The 23,815-nt window shown below is 69.4% G+C and carries 25 protein-coding genes; 5 read left to right on the forward strand and 20 right to left on the reverse strand.

Annotated elements, in window-relative coordinates:
- Positions 1 to 118: 118 nt before the first annotated feature.
- From FHX50_RS07030 to FHX50_RS07040, 3 genes are all read right to left on the reverse strand, one after another.
- Entirely contained in the window at positions 119 to 1,183 is a 1,065-nt protein-coding gene (locus FHX50_RS07030) for a hypothetical protein (protein ID WP_183376020.1), read from the reverse strand.
- A 168-nt stretch (positions 1,184 to 1,351) separates the two neighbouring features.
- Positions 1,352 to 2,191 (reverse strand): SGNH/GDSL hydrolase family protein, encoded by an 840-nt coding sequence (locus tag FHX50_RS07035; protein ID WP_415829893.1) that lies wholly within the window; start codon positions 2,189 to 2,191, stop codon positions 1,352 to 1,354.
- A 2-nt stretch (positions 2,192 to 2,193) separates the two neighbouring features.
- Positions 2,194 to 2,469: a cell division protein CrgA gene (locus FHX50_RS07040; RefSeq protein ID WP_183376024.1), complete on the reverse strand. Its 276-nt coding sequence runs from the start codon at positions 2,467 to 2,469 to the stop codon at positions 2,194 to 2,196.
- Between the two features lie 123 nt (positions 2,470 to 2,592).
- Here FHX50_RS07040 and FHX50_RS07045 point away from each other — a divergent pair, with 123 nt between their 5' ends.
- Both FHX50_RS07045 and FHX50_RS07050 read left to right on the forward strand, forming a co-directional pair.
- Positions 2,593 to 3,294 (forward strand): class E sortase, encoded by a 702-nt coding sequence (locus FHX50_RS07045; RefSeq protein ID WP_183376027.1) that lies wholly within the window; start codon positions 2,593 to 2,595, stop codon positions 3,292 to 3,294.
- A gap of 1 nt (position 3,295) precedes the next feature.
- Complete coding sequence (locus tag FHX50_RS07050; RefSeq protein ID WP_183376029.1) at positions 3,296 to 3,475, forward strand: hypothetical protein; 180 nt, start codon at positions 3,296 to 3,298, stop codon at positions 3,473 to 3,475.
- Between the two features lie 31 nt (positions 3,476 to 3,506).
- Here the strand turns inward: FHX50_RS07050 and FHX50_RS07055 are convergent, their stop codons facing one another.
- Genes FHX50_RS07055 through FHX50_RS12360 form a run of 8 tightly spaced genes read right to left on the reverse strand, consistent with a single transcriptional unit; the run spans position 3,507 to position 13,137 of the window.
- Positions 3,507 to 4,235, reverse strand: coding sequence for an anthranilate synthase component II (locus FHX50_RS07055; RefSeq protein ID WP_183376031.1), 729 nt, complete (start codon positions 4,233 to 4,235; stop codon positions 3,507 to 3,509).
- Positions 4,235 to 6,478, reverse strand: a complete 2,244-nt coding sequence (gene pknB / locus FHX50_RS07060; protein WP_343064058.1) for a Stk1 family PASTA domain-containing Ser/Thr kinase — start codon at positions 6,476 to 6,478, stop codon at positions 4,235 to 4,237. The genes FHX50_RS07055 and pknB overlap by 1 nt, the downstream gene beginning before the upstream one ends.
- On the reverse strand, positions 6,475 to 7,749 hold the full coding sequence (locus tag FHX50_RS07065; RefSeq protein WP_183376033.1) for a protein kinase domain-containing protein: 1,275 nt from the start codon (positions 7,747 to 7,749) through the stop codon (positions 6,475 to 6,477). The genes pknB and FHX50_RS07065 overlap by 4 nt, the downstream gene beginning before the upstream one ends.
- Positions 7,746 to 9,191, reverse strand: a complete 1,446-nt coding sequence (locus tag FHX50_RS07070; RefSeq protein ID WP_183376036.1) for a peptidoglycan D,D-transpeptidase FtsI family protein — start codon at positions 9,189 to 9,191, stop codon at positions 7,746 to 7,748. Before FHX50_RS07070 ends, FHX50_RS07065 begins: the two co-directional genes overlap by 4 nt.
- Entirely contained in the window at positions 9,188 to 10,570 is a 1,383-nt protein-coding gene (locus FHX50_RS07075; protein WP_183376038.1) for an FtsW/RodA/SpoVE family cell cycle protein, read from the reverse strand. Before FHX50_RS07075 ends, FHX50_RS07070 begins: the two co-directional genes overlap by 4 nt.
- The gene (locus tag FHX50_RS07080) at positions 10,570 to 11,934 is read right to left on the reverse strand and encodes a Stp1/IreP family PP2C-type Ser/Thr phosphatase (protein WP_183376041.1); all 1,365 of its coding nucleotides are present in this window, start codon (positions 11,932 to 11,934) and stop codon (positions 10,570 to 10,572) included. The genes FHX50_RS07075 and FHX50_RS07080 overlap by 1 nt, the downstream gene beginning before the upstream one ends.
- The gene (locus FHX50_RS07085; protein WP_183376043.1) at positions 11,931 to 12,434 is read right to left on the reverse strand and encodes an FHA domain-containing protein FhaB/FipA; all 504 of its coding nucleotides are present in this window, start codon (positions 12,432 to 12,434) and stop codon (positions 11,931 to 11,933) included. The genes FHX50_RS07080 and FHX50_RS07085 overlap by 4 nt, the downstream gene beginning before the upstream one ends.
- 4 nt (positions 12,435 to 12,438) lie before the next feature.
- The gene (locus FHX50_RS12360) at positions 12,439 to 13,137 is read right to left on the reverse strand and encodes an FHA domain-containing protein (RefSeq protein WP_183376045.1); all 699 of its coding nucleotides are present in this window, start codon (positions 13,135 to 13,137) and stop codon (positions 12,439 to 12,441) included.
- Positions 13,138 to 13,322: 185 nt separating this feature from the next.
- On the opposite strand from FHX50_RS12360, the gene FHX50_RS07095 reads away from it, so the two are divergent.
- Complete coding sequence (locus tag FHX50_RS07095; protein WP_259922549.1) at positions 13,323 to 14,492, forward strand: NAD-dependent epimerase/dehydratase family protein; 1,170 nt, start codon at positions 13,323 to 13,325, stop codon at positions 14,490 to 14,492.
- A complete protein-coding gene (locus tag FHX50_RS07100) occupies positions 14,489 to 16,039 on the forward strand; it encodes a glycosyltransferase family 4 protein (RefSeq protein WP_183376048.1) in 1,551 nt (516 codons plus the stop codon). The genes FHX50_RS07095 and FHX50_RS07100 overlap by 4 nt, the downstream gene beginning before the upstream one ends.
- A 389-nt stretch (positions 16,040 to 16,428) precedes the next feature.
- Here FHX50_RS07100 and FHX50_RS07105 read toward each other — a convergent pair whose 3' ends face one another.
- From FHX50_RS07105 to rpmB, 5 genes are all read right to left on the reverse strand, one after another.
- A complete protein-coding gene (locus FHX50_RS07105; RefSeq protein WP_183376051.1) occupies positions 16,429 to 16,551 on the reverse strand; it encodes a ribosomal protein bL36 in 123 nt (40 codons plus the stop codon).
- Complete coding sequence (locus tag FHX50_RS07110) at positions 16,548 to 16,832, reverse strand: type B 50S ribosomal protein L31 (protein ID WP_183376054.1); 285 nt, start codon at positions 16,830 to 16,832, stop codon at positions 16,548 to 16,550. The genes FHX50_RS07105 and FHX50_RS07110 overlap by 4 nt, the downstream gene beginning before the upstream one ends.
- A gap of 88 nt (positions 16,833 to 16,920) precedes the next feature.
- Entirely contained in the window at positions 16,921 to 17,226 is a 306-nt protein-coding gene (gene rpsN, locus FHX50_RS07115) for a 30S ribosomal protein S14 (protein ID WP_183376069.1), read from the reverse strand.
- Positions 17,226 to 17,393: a 50S ribosomal protein L33 gene (gene rpmG / locus FHX50_RS07120; RefSeq protein WP_183376072.1), complete on the reverse strand. Its 168-nt coding sequence runs from the start codon at positions 17,391 to 17,393 to the stop codon at positions 17,226 to 17,228. The genes rpsN and rpmG overlap by 1 nt, the downstream gene beginning before the upstream one ends.
- Position 17,394: 1 nt before the next feature.
- Entirely contained in the window at positions 17,395 to 17,631 is a 237-nt protein-coding gene (gene rpmB, locus FHX50_RS07125) for a 50S ribosomal protein L28 (RefSeq protein WP_183376074.1), read from the reverse strand.
- Positions 17,632 to 17,687: 56 nt separating this feature from the next.
- Here rpmB and FHX50_RS07130 point away from each other — a divergent pair, with 56 nt between their 5' ends.
- On the forward strand, positions 17,688 to 18,815 hold the full coding sequence (locus FHX50_RS07130; RefSeq protein WP_183376077.1) for a GTP-binding protein: 1,128 nt from the start codon (positions 17,688 to 17,690) through the stop codon (positions 18,813 to 18,815).
- Between the two features lie 180 nt (positions 18,816 to 18,995).
- Here FHX50_RS07130 and FHX50_RS07135 read toward each other — a convergent pair whose 3' ends face one another.
- Genes FHX50_RS07135 through FHX50_RS07150 form a run of 4 tightly spaced genes read right to left on the reverse strand, consistent with a single transcriptional unit; the run spans position 18,996 to position 23,762 of the window.
- The gene (locus FHX50_RS07135) at positions 18,996 to 20,804 is read right to left on the reverse strand and encodes an ATP-binding cassette domain-containing protein (protein WP_183376079.1); all 1,809 of its coding nucleotides are present in this window, start codon (positions 20,802 to 20,804) and stop codon (positions 18,996 to 18,998) included.
- Entirely contained in the window at positions 20,801 to 21,751 is a 951-nt protein-coding gene (locus tag FHX50_RS07140) for a FecCD family ABC transporter permease (RefSeq protein ID WP_239375422.1), read from the reverse strand. Before FHX50_RS07140 ends, FHX50_RS07135 begins: the two co-directional genes overlap by 4 nt.
- Entirely contained in the window at positions 21,748 to 22,746 is a 999-nt protein-coding gene (locus FHX50_RS07145; RefSeq protein ID WP_239375423.1) for a FecCD family ABC transporter permease, read from the reverse strand. Before FHX50_RS07145 ends, FHX50_RS07140 begins: the two co-directional genes overlap by 4 nt.
- Positions 22,743 to 23,762, reverse strand: a complete 1,020-nt coding sequence (locus FHX50_RS07150; protein ID WP_183376081.1) for an ABC transporter substrate-binding protein — start codon at positions 23,760 to 23,762, stop codon at positions 22,743 to 22,745. Before FHX50_RS07150 ends, FHX50_RS07145 begins: the two co-directional genes overlap by 4 nt.
- Positions 23,763 to 23,815 lie beyond the last annotated feature (53 nt).

A 23,815-nucleotide genomic window follows, 5' to 3' on the forward strand; every position in this document is an offset into this window, starting at 1 on the left:
CCGCCCCGTCGACCGAAGTCGACGAAGCGGCGCCCTGTGCGCGGAACTCACGGCAGCGGCCCGCCCCCGATGGAACGGAGGCGGGCCGCGTCAGGTGAGCGGGATGACCGCTGTCTGATCAGTTGGTGCCGGGGCCCTGCCACTGCGGGCCGGGGTTCTGGGATCCGGAGCCGGGCTGGCCGGGCTGGTTGCCGAAGCCGTCCTGGCCGCCGAAGCCCTGCTGGCCAGGCTGACCCGGCTGACCGGGCTGCGAGCCGAAGCCCTGCTGCTGGCCGCCGAAGTTCGGCTGACCCGGCTGGTTGCCGAAGTTCGGCTGGCTGGGCTGGTTGTTGGCGCTGGGCTGGCCCTGCTGACCGAAGCCCTGCTGGTTGAAGCCCTGCTGGCTGTTCTGGTTGCCGAACGGACCGGAGGAGCCGCCGGCGGCGTGGGTGCCGAACGGTGCCGGAGCAGAGGGCTTGTTCTTCTTCTTGCGGGACAGGAAGAAGAAGATCAGCGCGGCGATCGCCAGAAGAGCGAGGAGCGCGAGCACGGCGAGCACGATGATCACGATCATCCACGGGAAGCTGCTCGTCTCTGCCTTCACATCAATGCCCTTGGTCATCAGTTCCTTGGGATCGGTGATGCGGACCTTGTTGCCCTCCGCCTTGCCGCTGGCGGTCTCCACGACCTTGCCCGGCATGGTGATAGTGATGTCGGTGGTGAAGCCGGAGGCGTCCAGGCCCATCATCTTCATGCCCTCCATCGCCTGGTCCCACTCCTGTTCGGAGACGGTGGAGTTGCCGATCTTGAAGCGGAGGTACTTGCCGTCCTCTTCCTCGGTCAGGGCGGAGTTGTTGGCTTCGGCTTCGCCGTCGCCCTTGAAGTTGCAGCCGATGCGGTCACCCTGGTCCTTCGGGGACACCTTGACGTTGTCAGCGGAGGTGACGCCCATCTGGGACTTCAGCGAGGTGCACAGTGCATCGGACGAATTGCCGACGCCGAGGGTGGAGGCGGCTTCCTTGTCGAGGGAGATCGTCATATCGATCGACGCCTGCTTGGCCGACTTGATCTCGATGTCGCCCTTGACCTCACCGCAGGCCGCGAGGGCGACCAGCAGGAACGGGGCGATCAGGATGGAGAGGAGTCGGCGCCAGGTGAGGCGCGGGCGGGTGCGCCGCGCGGGCGCAGGGGATGCTGTGGTCATGAGGATGGCTTTCTCTTTCGGGGAGAGGGTCACGATCGTGGGACGGTGCCCAAGCTCGAGCGCTGGCAGATCTCATCGCAGCTGGGAACACTATAAACACGATGTGGTGTCCATCGCGGTGGGGACTGTGGGTCCTTCGCCCCGCCGGCGGGAGCGGGGCCGACGGGTTCAGTCCTCGCCCGGCACCTGATCCAGCTCGCCGGTGTCCGCGCCGGGGGCCATCGGTGCACCGAACACGGGCTTCGCGGTGGGGCGCTTCGGCGTCATCCCGTCACCGGAGGACTGCCGACGGATGCGCCGCAGAACCCACGGGCCGAAGAACTCCTTGGCCCACACGAGGTCCTCGCGACGCGCCTCGCGCCACTCCTTCCGCGGCGCCGCCTCCGGCATCTCGCTCGTGAGGTCGTTGTCCACGCCCAGCACGTTCAGCACCTCGCGGGCGATGGTGTGGTGCCCGAGCGGGGAGAAGTGCAGACGGTCCGGCGCCCACATGTCCTCGCGGGTCAGTTCGCGCAGGGACCACAGGTCCACCACGAACGTGCTGTACCGCTTCGCGATGGCGCGGATGTTCTCGTTGTAGATGGCGGTGCGGCCGCGGATCATGCGGAACACGGGGGTGCTGCCCACGTCCGGGCCCGTCCACAGGATGATGTCCGCACCGGTGGTGGCGAGGCGGCCGACGGCTTCGTCGATGTGACCGGCGATCTCATCCGGGTCGCCGCGGCGGATCACGTCATTGCCGCCGGCGAAGAAGCTCACCAGGTTCGGGGACAGGTCGATCGCGGGCTCGATCTGCTCGTCGATGATCTGCCGGTACAGGCGGCCGCGGATCGCGAGGTTCGCGTAGGAGAAGTCGTCGGTGCCGGCGGTGAGCTGCTCGGCGACCCGGTCCGCCCAGCCGCGCACACCGCCGACGACGGTCTCGTCGGCATCCCCGATCCCTTCGGTGAAGGAGTCGCCGATCGCGACGAACCGCGTCCACGGGTGGGAGGATTCGGCGGGGCTCATCGTCATCGCCAGTTCGTCAGCAGTGCGCCGCCGAGCATGATCAGGCCGAGGCCCACCGCCAGGTTCCAGTCACCGATCGGCAGCGGGTACTGGGCGGCCGACACGTAGTACACCACCATGTACAGAAGACCGAGCACCAGCAACGTCATCGCCACCGGCACCAGCCAGCGCGGCGACGGCTTCGGTCCGAGTTCGCGGGCGCCCCTCTGAGCGGCGGCTTCATCGCGCGCGCGGGCTGCGCGGCGCCCCGCCGACGGCGCGGACGTGTCCTTGGCCATGCCTCACCTTCCTGTTGCAGAGACTCCCACTAGAGTAGCGAACGCATCCACAGACGAAAGGCACAGCATGCACCCGTTCCGCACCCGCGCTGAGCGTGCGAGCGCACAGGAAGCGTCACGCCGATGAGGGCGGGGGCATCGCGCGTCGTCGGCATCCTCGGCGAGGTGATGATCACCGTCGGAGTGCTGCTCGGACTGTTCGTGGTGTGGCAGCTCTGGTGGACCGATGTCATCGCCGACCAGGAGCATTCCGACATCATCGCCGCCTCCGAGGACATGTGGGGCCGTCCCCCGCAGAAGATCGCACCCCCGGAGTCCGGCCCGCCGCCGGTGGCGAAGCCCGGCGCTGAGAACCAGGTGTGGGGCACCCTCCACGTCCCCAAGTTCGACAAGGTGTCATCGCCCATCGCCGAAGGCACCTCCATGACCGAGGTGCTGAACGTCAAGGGCAACGGCCACTACCGCGAGACCGCGGTCCCCGGTGAGAACGGCAACTTCTCCATTGCGGGTCACCGCTCCACCTACGGCCGTCCCCTCCACGACATCGCCCGCCTCAAGGAGGGCGACCCGGTCATCGTGGAGACCGCCGAAGCGTTCTACGTCTACCGAGTCACGAGCGACCAGATCACCATGCCGTCCGCGATCGAAGTGATCGCCCCCGTCCCGAACAAGCCGGGGGAGAAGCCGACGGAGCAGTTCATGACCATGACCGCCTGCCACCCGATGTACTCCGCGCGTGAACGCTACATCGTGCACGCGAAGTTCGATCACTGGGTGGACCGCAAGAAGGGCATTCCGCAGGAGCTCGAAGGAAAGGTGTTCTGACATGTACGGACCGCTCTGGCGTGCCCTGCCCGGCCCGTGGTGGGTGAAGGCCCTGATCGTGCTCGTCCTCGTGCTGGCGATCGTCGCCGCCCTGTTCATGTGGGTGTTCCCGATCGTGGCGCTGTACATGCCGTTCAACGACAACACCGTGGGTGCGCCGCTGCCGCTGCCGGTCAGCTGAGGCCGCGCCTGAGGCCGCGGCGCCGGCGGGTTCAGCCGATGAGCGGCCGCAGACCCTCCGCGCGCCGCGCAGCGTCAGCAGTGGGGGCGCCCTCGGCGAGCTGCAGGAACACGGCCAGCATATGGTGGCCGCCCTCCGTCAGCACCGACTCCGGGTGGAACTGCACCGCATGTAGCGGCAGCTCCCGGTGCGCAATGCCCTGAATGGAGCCGTCTTCCGCGGACGCCGTCACCTCCAGGCAGACCGGCAGCGTCTCCGGCACAACCGCGAGCGAGTGATACCGGGTCGCAGTCAGCGGTGACGCGAGCCCTTCGAACACGCTCCGTTCCTCGTGCGTGATCGCGCAGGTGCGGCCGTGCATCAGATTCGGCGCATGCGCGACGGTCGCTCCGAACAGCTGCGCCAGCGCCTGCAGGCCCAGGCACACCCCCAGCATCGGGGTACCGGTGCGGGCACAGGCCTCGATCACCTCGAGGGAGCGGCCAGCCGTGTCCGGGTTCCCGGGGCCCGGGGAGATGAGGACACCGTCGAACTCGGTGGGGTCCAGATCCGCGTGGTCATGGCGGCGAACGGTGCAGTCGGCGCCCATCTGCTCCAGGTAGCCGACGATCGTGAACACGAATGAGTCGTAGTTGTCGACCACGAGGATGCGCGGGCCGGCGGGGTCAGCGGAAGAGTCCGGGCCGGCGACGCCGCGCGGCTCGGCAGCCGCTTCTGGGCCGGCGGCACCGTCAGCAGATCGGGGATCGTCCGTCCGCATCAGCCGTTGCCGTTGCCCTGGCCGAGCCCGGGCTTGTCCGACGGCGGACCGCCCTTGCCGTTGCCATTGCCCTGTCCATTGCCCTTCTTCCCAGATGCGCCGTTGTCAGTGGTCTGCGTGGGGCTCGGAGAATCCGTCGGCTTCGGAGACGTCTCGGTCGGGCTCGGCGACGGCTCCGGAGTCGGCGACGGGGTCGGAGTCGGCGTTGGCTTCTCCTCCGGGCCGCTGGAGACGATGATCGTGACCGTCGAGTTCGGCTCCACCTTCTCGTTCGCCTTCGGCTCGGTGCGGATCACCCTGCCCTTCGGCACCGAATCGCTCGCCTCCTGCTTCACCTCGACACCGAACCCGGCGTCCGAGAGCTTCTTGCGCGCCTCATCCAGGGTCGCGCCCGTGACGTTCGGCAGCGCCTTCGGGCCCTGCTCCTTCGCCACCACGATGCGCACCGTGGACCCGGAGTCCAGCATCTCGCCGGCTTCCGGCGACTGCTCCAGGACCGTGCCCGGCGTCTGCTCCGGATCCTCCTTCTCGGACACGTCCACAGTGAACCCTGCATCGGACAGCGCCGACTCCGCCTGGTCGCGGGACAGGCCCACGACGCTCGGCACCTCAGCCTGACCGGACGCCAGCCACACCTGCACGGTGCCGCCCGTCTCCACGGAGTCACCCGCGGCCGGATCGGACCGGGTCACCGTGTCCTTCTTCGCGTCCTTGACGTCCTCGGTGCCGGCGACCTTCATCGTCAGCCCGGCGTCCTTCAGCAGCTGTTCCGCTTCGCTCTTCGACTTCCCGGACAGGTCCGGCACCTTCGTCTCCGACGGGCCCGAACTGACAGTCACGCTCACCGTGGACCCACGATCCACCTGCGTGCCCACATCGGGCGACACCTCGGACACCTGGCCATCGGGCACATCGTTCGACGGCTTGTGGTCGAACTTCGGGTTCAGGCCGGCCGCCTGCAGCTCCGTCCGGGCCTCCGCCTCGGACACGCCGATGATCGCCGGCACCTGCACCTGTTCAACGGCAGGATCGCCGGACTTGCCGAGCTGCCACCACAGGGCGAGCCCCGCAACAGCCAGCACGGCCAGACCGATCAGCGCCCACAGCAGAACCGGGGTCCGGTCCCGACGGCGCTCCTCAACAGCCGCCCCGTCGGCCGTGGCCGGCTCAGCGGCGCTCGAGTGCGCGTGCGCAGCGCCCGCCCCGGCGACCCCGGCCGCGGCAGTGGAACCGGCGGCGACCGCGGCACCCGGCCCGGTCGTCGGAATCAGCTGGGTGGCCGACAGACGCTCCGTCGGCTGATCAGCGGGCGCGAGCGCCTGCGTGGGCGCGTCCACGGGAGCGCCACCACCGGCGTAGGCGGCGGGCAGCTCAGCCGACGGCTGCCGGCCCGCGGCCACGGCCGCGATGTCGCGGGAGAACGCGAGTGCGCTCTGATAGCGCTCATCGCGGTCCTTCGCCAGGCCCTTCAGGATCACGGCGTCCATCGCCGGCGAAATGCTCGGGTTGAACGTGGAGGGACGCTCCGGCAGCTCACGTACATGCTGGTACGCGATCGACACCGGCGAATCGCCCTGGAACGGCGGGCGACCGCACAGCAGCTCGTACAGGACCACGGCAGCGGAGTACACGTCCGAGCGGGCATCGACCTGCTGGCCGCGCGCCTGCTCCGGCGACAGGTACTGCGCCGTCCCCATCACGGCGGACGTCTGCGTCATGTTGTTCGTCGCTTCAGCGACAGCACGGGCGATGCCGAAGTCCATCACCTTCACCGCACCGGCCTTGTCGATCATGATGTTGCCGGGCTTGATGTCGCGGTGCACGATGCCGTGGCGGTGCGAATACTCCAGCGCCGACAGCACCCCGGCCATGATCTCGGACGCCTGATGTACGTCCATCGGGTGCTCCTCGTTCACGCTGGAGCGCAGGGTCTCACCCTCCACGTACTCCATCACGATGTACGGGATGGTCACCTCGGTGCCGTTGGGCTCGGTCTTCACATCCTCGCCGGTGTCGTACACGGCGACGATCGCGGGATGGTTCAGGCTCGCAGCGCTCTGCGCTTCACGGCGGAACCGCTCCTGGAAGTGCTCGTCCTGCGCGAACTCGCTGCGGAGGACCTTGACGGCAACGGTGCGGTGCAGGCGCGTGTCGGTGGCGAGCAGCACTTCAGCCATGCCGCCGCGCCCCAGGAGGCGGCCGATCTCGTAGCGGCCGTTGAGGAGCATCGTCGACTCAGTCACCGTTCACCCGTCCTTATTCCTTCGCCGGCCAGCACCGATCCGTCCGTCAATCCTACGTGCTCCCAGCCCAACGACATGCCTCCCTGCGAAACAAGGATTGCCAGCGCCACACCGATGATGATCACGGTCAGCACCACGATCAGCGGCAGCACCAGGGAGGACGACTTCTGCGACCGCTGCGCCTCCCGCACGGTGCGGACCCCGTCGGGCCGCCGCGCCGAATGATCCGGTGCCGGGTTCGCACTCAGCGCCGAATTCGACGACGCCGCGCCCGACGCGCTCGGCGCCGCAGCCGACCGCACCGACACCGACCGGGGCTTGCCCAGCAGCGGCATCGCGGCGGTGCGCGTGCCCGTCGGAGAGATCGGGCTGTCGTCCTTCTGCTTGCGCTCACCCGTCTTCTGCGGGCCCGTCGCCACCGGCCCGGCGGCGAACCGCGGCTGCTCACCGCGTTCGAGCTCGTCGAGGATCCGCGCCACGGCCGACGCCGACCGCGGGCGGTTCGCCGGTGCCTTTGCCAGCATCATCATCACCAGAGTGCGCATGTCCTCACTGATCGTGGAGGGCAGCTCCGGCGGTGGCTGCTTCACCTGCGCCATCGCGATCTCCACCTGGCTGGTGCCGGTGAACGGCCGCTCACCGGTCAGCATCTCGTAGGTGACGATACCGAGGGCGTACACGTCCGAGAGGCTGGTCGCCTGCTTGCCCATCGCCTGCTCCGGCGCAAGGTACTGGGCCGTTCCCATCACCAGGCCGGTCTTCGTCAGCCGCGCCTGCTCATTGGAGCGGGCGATGCCGAAGTCCGTCACCTTGATAGCCCAGCCGTTCGCCTCATCCACCAGGATGTTCTCCGGCTTCACGTCACGGTGCACCACGCCCTTCACGTGCGCGGCGTCCAGGGCTCGGGCGAGCTCGCGGATCACGGTGGTCACGCGGGCCTCATCGATGCCGTTCGGGTTCTCCTCGATGATGTCCGACAGCGGGCGCCCGGGCGCCAGCTCCATCACGATGTAGGCGCGGCCGTCGAGCTCGCCGTAGTCGTACAGTGCGGCGATCGAGTCGTGCGCGAGCGCGGCGGTGTGGCGGGCCTCCGCCCGGAACCGCTTCAGGTAGCCCTCTTCGCCGGCGAACTCCTCGCGCAGCACCTTCACGGCCACGGTGCGGTCCAGGTCCTTGTCCAGGCCTTCCCACACCTGGCCCATGCCGCCGGTGGCGATGAGGCGGGTGAGCTCGTAGCGTCCTTCGAGGACAAGCCCCTTCTTGGTCTTCACCTCTCGTACCTCGCCTTCATGACGTCACGTGCAATGGGGGCAGCCACGCGGCTGCCGTATCCGCCCTCTTCGACGATGACCGCGATGGCCACCTTCTTCTCCCCATCGGATGCGTAGCCGACGAACCAGGAGTGCGCCTTCTTCCCGCGCTCCCACTCGGCGGTGCCGGTCTTGCCGCCCACCTCGAGGCCGTCGATCCGGGCCGCGCCGCCGGTGCCGTCCTCGACGGTCGCCTGCATCATCTCGCGCATCTGGGCGGCGTTAGACGCCGACAGCGGCTGCGACATGCGCTTCGGGGTCATCGTGGACACCTGGGTCAGCGACGAGGTGCGCACACCCTTGACGACCTGCGGCTCCATCACGACGCCGTCGTTCGCGAACGACGCTGCGACCATCGCCATCTGCATCGGGGTCACACGGGTCTCGTACTGGCCGATGGACGTCATCGCCAGCTGCGCATCGTCCATGTCAGTGGCGATGTGCGACGGCGCGACCTTCATCGGAATGTACTGCTCCTGCCCGAAGCCGTAGTCCTTCAGGGTGGCGGCGAGCTTGTCCTCGCCGAGCTTCACACCCAGCATCGCGAACGACGTGTTGCAGGACTGCTGCATGGCGGCCTGGAGGGAGGACTCGTTGTTCGGTCCGCAGGCGGTGCGGTCACCGCCGGAGAAGTTCGTCATGGTGGAGTTCGAGTTCGGCAGCCGGTAGGAACCGGGACCGGGCACCACGGAGTCCTTCGTGTACCCGCCGTCCTGCAGCGCTGAGGCCGCGACCAGCAGTTTGAACGTGGAGCCTGCGGGATACAGGTTGCCGGAGATGGCGCGGTTGCGCAGCGGACGATCCGGGTCCTCCTGCAGGCGCTTCCAGTTCTCCGCGACCTTCGTGGTGTCATGCCCGGCGAGGTCGTTCGGGTTGAACGTGGGGGAGGAGACGAGGGCGAGCACCGCACCGGTCTCCGGGTCGAGGGCCACCACGGCGCCCTTGCGCCCGTCCAGCGAATCCACGGCCGCCTTCTGCATCGCCGGGTCGATCGTCAGCTCCACGGTGGCGCCGCGGGCAGGCCGACCGGAGATCAGGTCCCGCACGCGCTGGTAGAAGAGCGCGTCGGCGTCACCGCTGAGCTCCTTCTGCATCGCGGCCTCGATGCCGCTGAAGCCGTACACGACCGAGTAGTATCCGGTGACGGAGGAGTAGGTGCGGGCCGGGTCGTAGGACCGCTGGTAGCCGTAGTTGTCGTTCACCTGGGTGGAGGTGGCGACCGCTTCGCCGTCCACCACGATGGGGCCGCGGGCGCGGCCGTACTCGTTGTAGATGGCGCGGGCGTTGCGGGAGTCGGCGCTCAGCTCGTGGGTGCGGATCGCCTGGAAGTACGTGGAGGAGCCGAACAGCAGGAGGAACAGCACCGCCAGCACGAGCGACACGTGGCGCAGGGGCTTGTTCATGCGGCGGTCGCCTCCTCAACCTTCTTCGCGGACGCCTTGTCCAGGGTGCGCGCCGCTGGTCGGCGGGCGGCGTCGGACAGTTTGATCAGCAGCGCGATGATGATCCAGTTCGCCACCAGGGACGAACCACCGGCCGCCATGAACGGGAGCGTGAGGCCGGTCAGCGGCACCACGCGGGTCACTCCGCCCACCACGATGAAGATCTGCAGGCCGATGGAGAAGGCGAGGCCGGCGGCGAGGAGCTTGCCGAACCCGTCGGGCATGCCGATAGCGGCGCGCAGGCCGCGCTGCACGAGGATGCCGTACAGCATCAGCAGCGCGAACACTCCGATCAGGCCGAGCTCCTCACCGAGGGAGGCGAAGATGTAGTCGGACTGGGCGAAGGGGACGAGGTCCTGGCGGCCCTGCCCGAGGCCGGTGCCGATCAGGCCGCCGTTGGCGAGGCCGTAGATGCCGTTGTTGATCTGGCCGCAGTTCGCGAAGTTCGCAGACGACATCGGGTCGAGCCAGCATTCGAGGCGGCGCTGCACATGCGACAGCTTCGTCACGGACAGCAGCGCCGGCGGGGTGAACATGGCGGCGCCGATGATCAGCCACGACAGGCGGTCCGTGGCGGTGTACAGCATCACCACGAACAGGCCGAAGAACAGCAGCGAGGTGCCGAGGTCGTTCTGGAACACGAGCACCGCGGTGGCGCACAGCCAGGCGCCGAGGATCGGGCCGAAGTCCGCCCAGCGGGGCAGGGTGACGCCGAGGATGCGCGGCCCCGCGAGGGCGAGGGTGTCGCGGCGGGACACGAGGAACCCGGCGAAGAAGATCGCGAACATGATCTTGGCGATCTCGGCGGGCTGGAACGAGTAGGAGCCGATGCGGATCCAGATGCGGGCGCCGTAGCTGGCGGAGCCGATGATCGGCATCAGCGGCAGCAGCAGGAAAGCGAGGCCCACAGCGCCGGTGATCCACGTGTACCGCCGCATGGTGCGGTGGTCCCGCACGATGAAGAACACGAGCAGCGCCAGCGCCATCGCGATCCCCGTCCACATCACTTGGCGGGAGGAGAAGCCGTGGCCCCAGCGGGTGAACTCCTCGTACACGAGGTCCACGCTGCGGATCTCGGCGAGGCCCACCATGTTCAGCAGGACGGTGACGGGCAGGATCAGCGGGTCCGCGAACGGGGCGCGGACAGCGACGACGCCGGCGAGCACCAGGGCGACGGCGCTGACGATGCCGATCTCCCAGAGCGTCTCGGGCTGGATCCCGTCCCGTCGGCCGAAGTCGACCATCAGCAGCGCTCCCGCGCCGAGCACGAGGGCGGCGACGGTCAGCGCCGCCAGCAGCAGACGGCGCGTACGGGCCTGGTAGGTGACGACTGTTGCCATCAGATCCGGCCCTCAGCGGTCGGGGCGTCGGCGGCGGGGCCCGCAGCCGGCGAGGACTCGCTCGGGCTGGCGGGCGCGGAGGGGGAAGCCGACGGGGTCGCGCTCGTGGATGGGGTCGGGGAGGCCGACGGGGTCGGGCTCGGCGACGGCTCCGGCGGAGTGGCCTCGGTCTTCAGTTCGGCGACGATCCGCTCCGCGTCCTTCAGGTCGTTCGCCACGATGGTGGACTTCACCTGGGTCTGCGTGATGGGGCGCAGGTCCTTCACGGGGATGCCGGTGTCGGTCTCCACGCTGCTGAGACTGATCGGGCCCAGGTCCTGCGGGACGCCGCGGTAGATCTGCACGGTGGTGCCGTCGGTGCCCACGTAGTACTGGTCCTGCGTCCAGGAGTAGCCGAACCAGGCGGCACCGGTCAGCAGAATCGCGAGCAGCGCCGCGGCGGCGATGGCGGGCCAGGGACCGCGGCGGGGCGGCTCCTCGGCCTCGAAGTCCTCATCCTCATAGGGCGCGGATTCGCGGGTGAGGGCGGCGGCGCGGGCAGCGGGCCCGGTGGCCTGGGTGGGACGGTTGCGGTCGGTCGCGGCGGCGCCGACGACCTGCGTCTTCGTCGACGGCAGATCCTCGGTGCGGCGGATCTGGTCGAGGTCGACCACGTCGGCGACGATCGCGGTGATGTTGTCGGGGCCGCCGGCGCGCAGGGCCAGCTCGATGAGGTGATCGGCGCACTCCTCGACGTCGTCGATCTCGCGCAGACTCGCGTCGATCGTGTCGTGGCTGACCACACCGGAGAGGCCGTCGGAGCACAGGAGCCAGCGGTCGCCCACGTTCGCGGGGCGCAGGGAGAGGTCGAGCTCCGGGTCGGTGTCCAGATCGCCGAGGACCCGCATGATGATGGAGCGCTGCGGGTGGCGCTCCGCCTCCTCGGGGGTGAGACGGCCTTCGTCGATGAGGCGCTGCACGAAGGTGTGGTCCTTCGTGACCTGGTGCGTTTCGCCGTCGCGCACCACGTAGGCGCGGGAATCGCCGATGTGGGCGAGCGCGAACTTGCCCTCGGCGCGCAGCAGAGCAGTGACGGTGGTGCCCATGCCGCTGAGCAGCGGCTCTTCACGGGCGCGGCGCACGATGGAGCGGTCCGCTTCCAGGATCGCGGTTTCGAGCCCGGCCACGATGTCGGTCGCGGGGGCATCGGCCTCCAGCTGAATGAGGCGGGCGATCGCGAGGGACGAAGCGACGTCACCGCCGGCGTGTCCGCCCATGCCGTCGGCCACCACCAGCAGGTGGGGCCCCGCATAGCCGGAGTCCTGATTGTTCGAGCGCACCAGACCGACATCGGTCCTGGCCGCGTAGTGGAGGGCGACTGTCATCGGGGCCCCCGTCGGAGTTCGATGACAGTGCGGCCGATGCGCACCTGCGCACCCGATTTGAACGGCACCGCCTGCGTGATCTGCTGATCGGAGAGCATGGTGCCGTTGGTGGAGCCGAGGTCCTCCACGAACCAGTCGTCCCCGTCGGGGAAGATCCGGGCATGGCGGTTCGAGGCGTAGTCATCATTGAGCACGAGCGTGCATTCGGGCGCGCGGCCGATCAGCACCGGGGACGCACCCAGGCGGATCGTGGTGCCCTTCAGCGGCCCCGCGGTCACCACCAGCGAGGTCGCCACGGCCTCCGGATCGGTGCGCATCTTCGCCAGCTCTTCGGGACTCGTCACGGTCCGCTGCTCACGGCGCTTGTCCTTCCCGCTGCCGCGCGAGATCACCGTGGTGCCGAACAGGTCGTTGCGCAGGATGATCAGGGCGGCCACCACGAACACCCACAGGGCGATGATGAACGCCAGGCGCAGGACGACGATCGTCAGTTCGCTCAAGTCGTCACCACTCCGTTGTGCTCTGCGGCAGGATCACGCTGAGGCGGGTGCGCCCGATGCGGATGGTGGCCCCGTCGGGCAGGGGAGTGGGCGTGGTGACCCGCTCGCCGTTCACGTAGGTGCCGTTGGTGGAGCCGAGGTCCGTCGCGGTCATCGTGCCGCGGTCCACGCGCAGCTCGAGGTGGTGACGGGAGACTCCGGTGTCGTCCAGGATGATGTCGCTGTCGCCGCCGCGGCCGAGCACGGTGACGGGGCCGGTGAGGAGGTACTGCTGGCCGTCGATCTCCAGGATCGGCTGGAACTGCTGGGCGTCCCCGGTGGCGGGTGCGAGGGAGGAGCGTTCGGTGCGGGACTCGGTCTCGAAGCGACCGGCGCGCACCTCGTCATCGCGTTCGATGGTGACGCTGACGTTGCCGACGAAGAGGTAGCGCTGCTTGTCCGCGTGGTCCACGAGGATGTCCTGCAGCTGGTCCTGGAGGGCGTCCTTCCAGGACTCGAACTGGTCGTAGTTCGAGGAGTGCAGGTACAGGAAGTACGTGTTGGGGGCGAGGGTGCGGGCCCGGTCCAGCACGTGGATCTGGTCATCGCACTCACGCTTCAGACCCTGGGCCAGGTCGAGCGGCTTGATCGATCCGCTGCCGCGGTTGAAGACGCTGGCGACGCCTCGGTCGAGCCCGCGTTCGATTCTGTCGAGAAAGCTCACGTTACCTCCGCACGGTGTGGACCCTTCGATCCTATCGCGACGCGCGCGGAGGAACTGGTCGCGATGTGTGCGGGTGGAGTGAAGATGCTGTCACGGCGCCGAATGTGATCCACGGGGCATTCCTGTTGGATGCTCGTCGATGCTCGTTCACCGGGCATTGACCTTGCCTCGGTAACGTGACCGGCGTGAGTAATCTGAATATCGTTGTTGCTGGCGGCGCCGGATTCTGCGGTTGGCCGACAGCCCTTCATCTGTCAGCTCAGGGCCACCGGGTCACCATCGTGGACTCGCTCGTGCGGGAGAGGATCGACGAGGAGCTCGGCTCCAACTCCGTCACCCCGATCGCATCCCTGGAGGAGCGCGTTGAGGCGTGGAAGGAGCTGACCGGACGCACGATCGAGACCCGGATCGGCGACCTCAACGACTGGGACTTCCTCACCGGAGTGTTCCGGGAGGCCACGGACGGCCAGCAGCTGGATGCCTTCGTCCACTTCGCTGAGCAGCGCTCCGCGCCCTACTCCATGATCGACCGCGAGCACGCGATCTACTCCCAGCGCAACAATGTGGAGGGCACCCTCAACGTCCTCTACGCGATGAAGGAGTTCGCTCCGGACGCCCACCTCGTCAAGCTCGGCACCATGGGCGAGTACGGCCAGCCGAACATCGACATCGAAGAGGGCTGGATCGAGATCGAGCACAAGGGTCGGACCGACCGCCTGCCCTTCCCGAAGCAGCCCGGCAGCTTCTACCACCTGTCCAAGGTCCACGACAGCGACAACATCATGTTCGCGTGCCGCATCTGGGGCATCCGCGCCACGGACCTCAACCAGGGCATCGTGTACGGCCTGGACACCGAGCAGACCCGCCTGGACGACCGCCTCGCCAATCGCTTCGACTATGACGCGGTCTTCGGCACCGCCCTGAACCGCTTCATCATTCAGGCGGCCATCGGCCATGACATCACTGTGTACGGCCAGGGCTCCCAGACCCGCGGCTACCTCAACATCGAGGACACGGTGCGCTGCATCGAGATCGCCTGCAACAACCCGGCGGACCGCGGCGAGTTCCGCGTGTTCAACCAGTTCACCGAGCAGTTCTCGGTGCAGGAGCTCGCCGACCGCGTCGCCGCGGTGGCGCGCACCATGGATCTGGACCCCAGCGTGGAGAACATCGAGAACCCGCGCATCGAGAAGTACGACCACTACTACAACGCCGTCAACACCCGGCTCATCGACCTGGGCCTCGAACCGCACCTGCTCACCGACGAGGTCATCGCCGACGCCCTGCGCACCGCACAGCGCTACAGCGACAGGGTCAAGCGGGATCTCGTCCTGCCGAAAGTGACGTGGAAATGAAGGTACTGATCGTCACCGAGACGTTCATTCCCTCCATCGACGGGGTCGTCACCCGTCTGAAGCGACTCATCGACCACCTCATCTCCGAGGGCCACGAGGTCCAGGTCATCGCGCCTGACCTCGGCGCCCGCGTGTACGAAACGGGCGGCCGACGGGTCCTCATCCACGGCGTGCGCGCCGTGAAGACGCCGTTCTACAGCCACCGCCCCTGGTCCCTGCCCCTCGTGCAGGCGCGCATCGTCGCCGATCAGGTGGTGCAGGACTTCCGCCCGGACGTCATCCACGCCGTGCAGCCGATCCTGCTGGCCCAGGTCGGCGTGTGGGCGGCGAAGAAGTACGGCATTCCGCTGGCGGCGAGCTACCATACGAACCTCCCGGCGTACCTCGAGCGCTACCCCGCCTGGTCGTGGGGCGCGCCCCTGGTCGGCTGGGCGACCGAGAAGATGCACCGTGACGCCGAGGTCAACATCGCCACCAGCGCCACCGCGCGCTCGGAGCTGATGGCGCAGGGCGTGCGCCGCGTCGATGTGGTGCCGTCGGGCGTGGACACCGAGCTGTACCGCCCGAGCCGCGCCGATGACGAGATGCGCGAGCGCCTCGGCGGTGTGCAGGGCCGACGGCTGCTGCTGTTCGTCGGGCGCCTCGCCGCCGAGAAGGACCTGCACCTGCTGGAGCCGATGATGCGCCGCCGTGACGACATCGCGCTCGCGGTGGTCGGAGACGGCCCCGTTCGCGGGGAACTGGAGCAGCTGTTCGCCGGCACGAACACCACCTTCGCAGGGTTCATGCGCGGCGAGGAGCTGGCGCGCGCGTTCGCCTCGGCTGACGCGTTCGTGTTCCCGTCGGTCACGGAGACGCTGGGCCTCGTGATCCTCGAGGCGAAGGCGAGCGGGCTTCCGGTGATTGCGGCGCGGTCGGGCCCCACTATGGAGCAGATCACCAGCGGGGAGAACGGCATCCTCTTCGATGTCTCTGACTCCGCTGTGCCGGGCGGCTCCCTGGAGCAGGCCGTTGAGCTGCTGGACGATCCGCGTCTGGTGGACCGCGTCCGTGCGGCGGGTCGTGCGGATGCCGAGGAGCATTCGTGGCCGCGCGCCAGTGCCGTGTTCGTGGCCCTGTACGAGAAGGCGATCCGGCGTCATCGTGAGGCGCAGGCCTTCTCCACGGCGTTCGCGGTTGTCGAGCAGGATCTCGCGGATCTCATGGATCGCGCCGAGGCGGAGCGGGCCGCGGAGCAGGGCGCCGGCGATGGGCAGCAGGTCGCTGATGCCGGGCAGGGTGCCGGGGCGGCCGATGCCGCCGGCGCTGCCGCCGGTCAGGCCGTCACCTCCGCTTCCGGGACCGGTGCCCGGTCATCCCGCGGCTGGACTGTTGTGCCGGAGACCGTCATGTGGGGCGGCACGGTGACGATCCGCCACCACGACAAGGCCGGTCGCCTGGAGCCGAAGAAGCCGGCCCGCCTGTGGATGGGCGGCGGGTCGACCGCCCGCACCCCGTTCTTCGCGGCGTCGAAGCGGACCAGCGGCTCCAGCATTCGCACCCGCTGACCTACCGCTGCTGCCCGCCAAGCGATCGCTTACGGGGCTCGCTGCCTCGTCGCTGCAGCGTCGCTCCGAGCCCGCCCAGCCATCGCCCGCGGCGGTTCAACGCAATTCAGCGCTCATTCCAGGCGGAATGGGCGCTGAAGCGCATGCAACGGGGTGTGCGGCCGAGAGTCGCTCTGCGCCCGCCGGGTCGCGGTCCCGCGGGGCGCCAGGTTGCCGGTTCTCGGTCTCGTGGGGCGCCAGGCCGCCGGGTCAGGGCCGCCCTTGTGCACAAGATGGAGTGAAACGCCCCAGATCCGGCCATCGGGCCACCTGAGGGGCGGTTTCACTCCAACTTCTGCACGTCCGCGGCGGCCTCGAATGACTCGTGGCCACCGCTGGCATCAGCTGACTCAGCCGGCGCGCCCCTTCATGCGCGGGTTCTTCTTGTTGATGACGAACGTGCGGCCGCGTCGGCGCACAACCTGCGCGCCCGGCTGCTTCGCGAGCGACCGGATCGAAGCACGGACCTTCATGCTGCTGACTCCTTCTTCTCTGCGCCGGCGGCCTTTCGGCCGTAACGGCGGTTGAACCTCTCCACGCGACCGGCCGTGTCCACGACCCGTGCACTGCCCGTGTAGAAGGGGTGCGAGGCGGACGAGATCTCCATGTCGATCACGGGATACTCGCGGCCGTCCTCCCAGGTCACGGTGCCGGTGGCGCGGCCGGCGGCCGTGGATCGGGTGAGGATGGCGAAGTCCGCGGACTTGTCGCGGAACACCACCGGTTCGTAGGTGGGGTGAATGTCCTTCTTCATGTGTGCTTCCTTGTCTGTGCGCGGCTGTGCAGTGCGGCGGCGCGGGCGTGCAGCGCCGGATCGGGGTGCGGAGGAACCCGTCGGCCCCTCACCAGCTCGACTTCGTGATCCCGGGCAGTTCGCCGCGGTGGGCGAGTTCGCGCAGCCGCACCCGCGAGAGACCGAACTTGCGGTACACGCTGCGGGGGCGGCCGTCGATGCGGTCGCGATTGCGCAGGCGGGTGGCGGAGGCGTCACGGGGCTGGCGCTGCAGTTCGGCCTGGGCGGCGGCGCGCTGCTCGGGTGAGCTGGCCGGATCCTTGATGGTGCGCTTCAGTTCGGCGCGGCGGTCGGCGAACTTCGCCACGACCTGTTCGCGCTGGCGGTTGCGGGCGATCTTCGAGGTCTTCGCCATCAGCGGGTCTCCTTGAACTCGACGACGCGGCGGGCGATCGGGTCGTACTTGCGCAGCACGAGGCGGTCCGGCGTGTTCCGCCGGTTCTTCGTGGTGACGTAGGTGTAGCCGGTGCCGGCGGTGGACTGCATGCGGATGATGGGTCGGATGTCGCTGGCCTTCGCCATGTCAGATCTTCTCCCCTCGGGCGATGAGGTCGCGGGCAACGGAATCGATCCCGCGGCGGTTGATGGTCTTGAGGCCGACGGCGGAGACCGTCAGCGTGACCCGCCGACCGAGCGACGGGACGTAGAACGTCTTCGTCTGCAGGTTCGGGCGGAAGGTGCGGGCGGTGCGCTTTCCCGAGTGGGAGACGCGCCTGCCGGATGTGGGGCGCTTGCCGGTGATTTGACAGTAGGTGGTCATGGTGAAGCACTATAGCGGATGAGAACCGTTATCAACAAGAAGGAGGAGGGGACGCCATGACCCACTCCACGCCCATCGCCATCGTCGCCTCGATGGACCCCGTCCTGCGCGACGGCCTCGCAGCCTCACTCATGCTCGGGGCCCGTCGGACCGTGACCCTCCGTCACGACCTCACCGGGCACACCCTGCGCCGCGTCGTCTCCGACTCCACCGGCATCCTCGACGACACCGCGATCCACCTCGAGCATCCCTGCTCCACCTGCGCGATGAGCACCGAAGCGATCCCCACCCTCCGCTCCCTGGTCGACGCCGGGCGCTGGGAAGCGATCGTCCTCGCCGTCCCCGTCACGGCCGACCCCCACGTCATCGCGCACCTGCTCTCCGCATCCGTCCCCGGCGCGCACCTGGCTCGCGTGGTGACCGCCGTGGACTCCCGCACCGTGCAGAACGACCTGCTCGGAGACGACACCGTGGCCGAGCGCGGCCTCACTGCATCCGGTGCGGACGAACGCAGCATCGGCGAGGTGCTCGCCGCCCAGGTGGAGTACGCGGACATCGTGGCGGTGGACGAGGAGGACCCCGTCGGCCATGACCTGGTGGCGCAGCTCGCCGCCGCCGACGCGATCCTCACCGGCCACTACGACGTGGACGACGAGGGTGTGTTCGGCCATCGTCACTCCTGCGACTCGGCCCACTCCCGCCTCGTGCGACCTCACGCGCACCCGTCCACCGCGCATGCGTGGACGATCGAACTGGAGGACGAGCGGCCCTTCCACCCGGACCGCCTGGTGGAGAACATCGAATGGATCGGTGCGGGGCGCCTGCGCGCTCGCGGCGAGTTCTGGGTGCCGACCCGACCGCATTCGGTGTGCCGCTGGGAGGGTGCCGGCGGGCAGCTCGCCATCGGTGTGGATGCGGAGCAGAGCGAAGCGCGCGCCGGCCTCAGCCGGGACGCCGGGGGAGGGGCCGACGGGGCAGCGCCCACCCCGGGGCCCGTGCCCGCAGTGACGGCTCTGCCGCGCACCCGCCTGGTCATCACCGGAGTGGACCCCGCTGATGCCGCGCGTGTGCGCCAGGCCTTCCAGACCTGCCTGCTGACCGAGGAGGAGTGGGCCGACGGGCTCGCCCCCTGGCTCGGGCGCGCTGACGCGCTGGACCCGTGGCTCGGGCAGCGCGCCGCATAAGGTCAGCGCAGATTCCCGGTTCCATGCGTTTCAGCGCTCTCAATCGCCGGAATGAGCGCTGAAACGCATGCAACCGGACCGGTGGGCCCGGGCCAGGCCGGGGCGGGGCCGGACCGGAGCGGAGGGAGCATCAGGCCCGCTCGAGGGCGGCGATTCGATCTCCGCGGCCCGGCGGCGGGGTCAGGACTCCGAACGGCCCACCCGCCAGTAGCCCATGAAGCTCACCTGCGTCCGGTCGATACCGGCGTCGCGCACCAGGTAGCGGCGCAGCTGCTTGATGACGCCCGCCTCCCCGGCGAGCCACGCGTAGAACGGCAGCGACCCGCCCGAGGCGGTCTCCCACAGCAGTATCTGGTCCACGTCGATGTCCTCCGGCTCCTCCCCGGCCTCCAGGAACGGCGGCGGCGCCACGCAGCTGCGCACAGCGTCCTCGAGCAGAGCCCCGGACGGCTGCGACCCGCGCACCAGCCACTGCACGCGCACGGCGCTGCGCGTCATCACGGGCATCTCATCAGCGGAATCCGGCACTTCGATCAGGGCGTCACCTGTGAACGATGCGGGCAGCGCCTCCAGGATCGACAGGATCGCCGGCGCCGCCGTCTCGTCGCCGGCCAGCAGCAGGTGCCGCGCGTCCCCGGGGCGGAACGCGATTCCCGCCCAGTCCGGCCCCACCACGTGCCGATTCGGTCCGAGGATCTCCACCGTGTCGCCCACCTGCACTGACTGGAGGAACTCGGAGGCCCGGCCGCCGATGTGCCGCACCACGTCGATCACGATCTCCGGATGCGGACTCGCATTGCCCGGGTGCAGAGCCTGCCGGTGCTCGCGCACGGTGTAGGTGCGCATGACGCCGCGCACCTCCTCCGGCACCTGCAGCCACTCCTTGTACCAGGCGTCGGCCTCGGCCTCAGTGCAGCTCGCCCCGGGCCGCAGACGCTCGATCGGGTCGGCATCGCCGCGGGCGCCGGCGGACGGTGCGGCAGCGGAGGCAGCAGCGGTGCCCGCCGGGCGCCCCGGATCGGCCGACGGAGGCACCAGCACCTTGACCCGCAGATCCTGCGGGTGAGCCCCGCAGCCGAAGTGCTGCAGGTCCGGGCCGGCCAGCGTCAGGCGCAGGAACGTGGGGGAGAGGTTCTCCACCTGCGCCACGTGCGTGCGCATCAGCAGCGAATGGGCGATCTCCAGCACCGGACGGGGACGATCCGCAGCCGCCGCCCGGCGCGGCACCACCATCGGTGTCCGGGTCTGCGGGTCGGTCACCACGTCCGCGTCCAGGCCGAACACCTCGCCCACCAGCTCCGATGTGACGACGTCCCCGGGCGCCCCGGCGGCGACCACCGCTCCCTGCTTCATCGCCACCAGGGTGTCGGCGTACCGGGCGGCGAGGTTCAGATCGTGCAGGACGATCGCCACCGTGGTTCCGCGCTCCCGGTTCAGCCGCTGCACCACGTCCAGCACATCGATCTGGTGCGCCACATCCAGGAAGGTGGTCGGCTCGTCCAGCAGCAGCAGGTCGGTCTCCTGCGCGAGCGCCATGGCGATCCAGGCGCGCTGCCGCTGCCCGCCGGACAGTTCACTGGTGATCCGGTCCGCGTGCTCCTGCATCCCCGTGGCGGCCAGGGCACGGTCCACGGCGGCGTGGTCCTCCGCGGTGAGGGAGCGGAACAGACCCTGGTGGGGGAACCGGCCGCGTCCCACGAGGTCGCGCACGGTGATGCCGTCGGGCGCTGTCGGCGTCTGCGGCAGCAGGCCGAGCTTGCGCGCCACCTGCTTCGGCGACTGCTGCTGGATCGACTTGCCGTCCAGCAGCACCGAGCCGCCCTGCGGGCGCAGAAGCCGGGACAGGCCCCGCAGCAGAGTCGACTTCCCGGACCCGTTCGCGCCCACGATGATCGTGACCTCGCCGTGGGGCAGCTCAAGGGAGAGGTCGTCCACGATCAGGGAGCGGTCATAGCCGAGGGACAGGTGGTCGGCGCGCAGACTGGTCATAGGGAGGAGTCCTTTCGGGTCAGCATCCACAGCAGGAACGGAGCCCCCAGCAGACCGGTGATGACACCGGCGGGCAGAGGAGTGAGGTCCGCTGTCACGGTGAGGGCGGCGCCCACGGCGGCCGCGGCGGCGAGGGTGAGGCCGAGGGCACGTCGGCCGGGAAGGAGCAGCCGCGCGATCGGCCCGGAGAGGAACGCGACGAAGGCGAGCGGCCCCGTCACCGCGATCGCGACGGCGCTCAGTGCCACGGCGACCAACACCACCGCGACGCGGGCCGTGCCGACGCGGGTACCGAGGGACGCGGCCGCATCCTCGCCGAGCTCCAGGGAGGACAGCGGCCGGATCACCAGCGCCGCCGCCGGCGCGAGGCCCAGCAGGCAGAGTGCGAGAACACCCGCGCGCTCCCACGACGCGGACGCCAATGACCCCACCAGCCAGTGCAGCAGGTCCTGCGCGGTGCGCGCATCAGACCGGGTCAGCAGGAAGTTCACCACCGCCTGCAGCGCGGCGGCCACCGCGATGCCCACGAGGACGAACTGGGTGGTCCCGCCGCGCGCCACCCACATCACGAGCAGCGCGGACGCCAGACCGCCCAGCACAGCCACCGCGCTGAGAGCGGGGCCCTGCAGGGCGAACACGCTCATCCCCACCACGGCCGCCGCCGACGCTCCATAGCTGACGCCCACCACATCCGGGGCGGCCAGAGGATTGCGCAGCAGAGTCTGGAACAGGGTGCCGGAGGCACCCAGTGCCGCACCGGCGAGGACGCCCACCGCGACCGCGGGCAGGCGGGACTCCACGAGGATGAAGCGCACTCCCGGGGCGTCGCCGGTGAGGCCGAGGATGATGTCGCCGGCCAGCAGCAGGGGATCGCCCAGCATGAGGCGCAGCAGGCACGCTGCGGCGAGCCACAGCAGCACCGCGGTCAGTCGGAGGGCAGCGCTCACAGTCCCACCTGCCTGCCGGATCGGATCAGTGCGATGAACACCGGGGCGCCGATGACCGCGGTCATCACCCCGACCTGCACCTCCGCCGGCGGAGCGATCACCCGGCCGACGGTGTCGGCGACCAGCAGCAGCACCGGCCCCAGCAGCGCGCTCAGCGCAATGATCCGGGCATAGTCACCGCCCACCAGCAGCCGGACCGCATGCGGAACCACGAGTCCCACGAACGCGATCGGTCCGGCCAGGGCGGTCGCTGAACCCGCCAGCAGCACCGCACCCGCACCGAGCAGGATCCGGCCGCGGGCGACGGAGATGCCGAGGCCCGCCGCGGAGTCGTCCCCCAGGGCGAGGGTGTTCAGCAGGCGAGCCGACCCGGCGATGACCGCAGCGCCCGCCAGCATCAGCGGCAGGATCAGGAGGACGTCGCGGACGCTGCGGGCGCCGAGCACCCCCACCTGCCAGAAGCGGAACTGCCCGATCGCGGTGTTGTTCGTCAGCAGGATCGCGGAGGTGGCAGCGCTGAGCGCAGCGGACAGTCCCGCGCCGGCGAGGGCGAGGCGCACCGGGGTGGCGCCGGCGCGGCCGAGGGATGCGATGACGTACACGGCGACGGCGGCGACGCCCGCACCGAGGAACGCGGCGGAGGCGAAGCCGAGGACGGAGCCGATGGAGAACAGCTGGATCGCGGCGACCACGGCGAAGGCGGCGCCGGCGTTCAGGCCGAGGATGCCCGGATCCGCGAGGGGGTTGCGGGTCATGCCCTGCATCGCGGCACCGGCCACGGCGAGGGCTGCACCCACCGCGACGGCGAGCACGGTGCGGGGGATCCGGGAGCGGACCACGTCCGCACTGGTGGAGTCCGCCGCGGTGGTCAGCGCCGCCCAGACCTCGCCGACGGGAACTGCACGCGCGCCGATCGTCAGGGAAGCGACGATCCCACCGGCCAGGGCGAGGGCGCTGACCAGCAGGATCACCGGGACGGGCAGGCGTGTGCTCACGCCGTGATGGTCTCGATCCAGGCGGGGATCACGTTCTTCACAGCCCAGGGGAGGGACAGCGCGCTGGCCGCCGAGACCGACAGGGTGGCGTGGTCGGAGTCGGTGACGATCAGCTTGTCGTTCTGGACCGCGGGGATCCGGCCGAACAGGGAGTTCGCCTTGACGGCCTCGGGCTTCGTGCCGGCGGGGATCCACGAGTAGATGACGTCGGAGTCCAGTTCATCGGCGCGCTCCGGGGACCATTCGAAGAAGAACTGGTCCTTCGGGGCGTTCTTGCGCACCACCTCCGCCTCCGTCATGCCGAGGGCGCGCAGCAGGCGGGGGCGGGTGTCGTCCCCGGTGTACAGGGAGATGGTGTTCGCCGCAGTGTCGAGGGTGGAGGCGATGAACGTGGTGCCCTTCGGGATGTCTTTGCCGGCATCGGTGATCTGCTTCTCCACCGAGGAGATGAGCTCCTTCGGGTCCTTGCGCAGCGCGGCTCCGATGACGGTGGCGGCCTCCTGCCAGGACGTCAGGTAGTTCGCCTTGATGGGGCCCACGACGCGGGCGATCTTGGAGAGCTTCTCGTACTCGTCCTTGGTGAGTCCCGAGTAGGCGGCGAGGATGACATCGGGGGTGGCGGCGGCGATGGCGTCGGCGTTGATGCCGTCGGCTTCGGAGAACAGCGTGGGGGCGGGGCCGCCGAGCTCCGCGAGCTTGGCGTCGATCCAGTCGGTGGACCTGTTGCCGTTGCCGCCCCACTCCATGGCGGGCATGGCCACGGGCACAACACCGAGGGCGAGGGCGGTATCGGCGTTGACCCAGGAGACGGTGGCGACCCTCGTCGGAGTGGAGGGGATCTCGGTGGTGCCGTAGATGTGCTTGATCGTCACCGGTGCCGCATCGTCACTGCTGGAGTCCGATCCGCCGGCGCCCGGGGATGAGGCCGAGGTGGTGCAGGCGGACAGGGCGGTCGCCGCGAAGGCGGCGGTGGCTGCCGCGGATGCGGTCAGCAGGGATCGACGAGAAACGTTCATGAGGTAAGGCTAGCCTTACGGGCTCCGATTCTGCAACGCAGAAGTTGCGTAAA

This window comes from Helcobacillus massiliensis, from assembly GCF_014191425.1.
In the GTDB taxonomy this organism is placed as follows: Bacteria; Actinomycetota; Actinomycetes; order Actinomycetales; family Dermabacteraceae; genus Helcobacillus; species Helcobacillus massiliensis.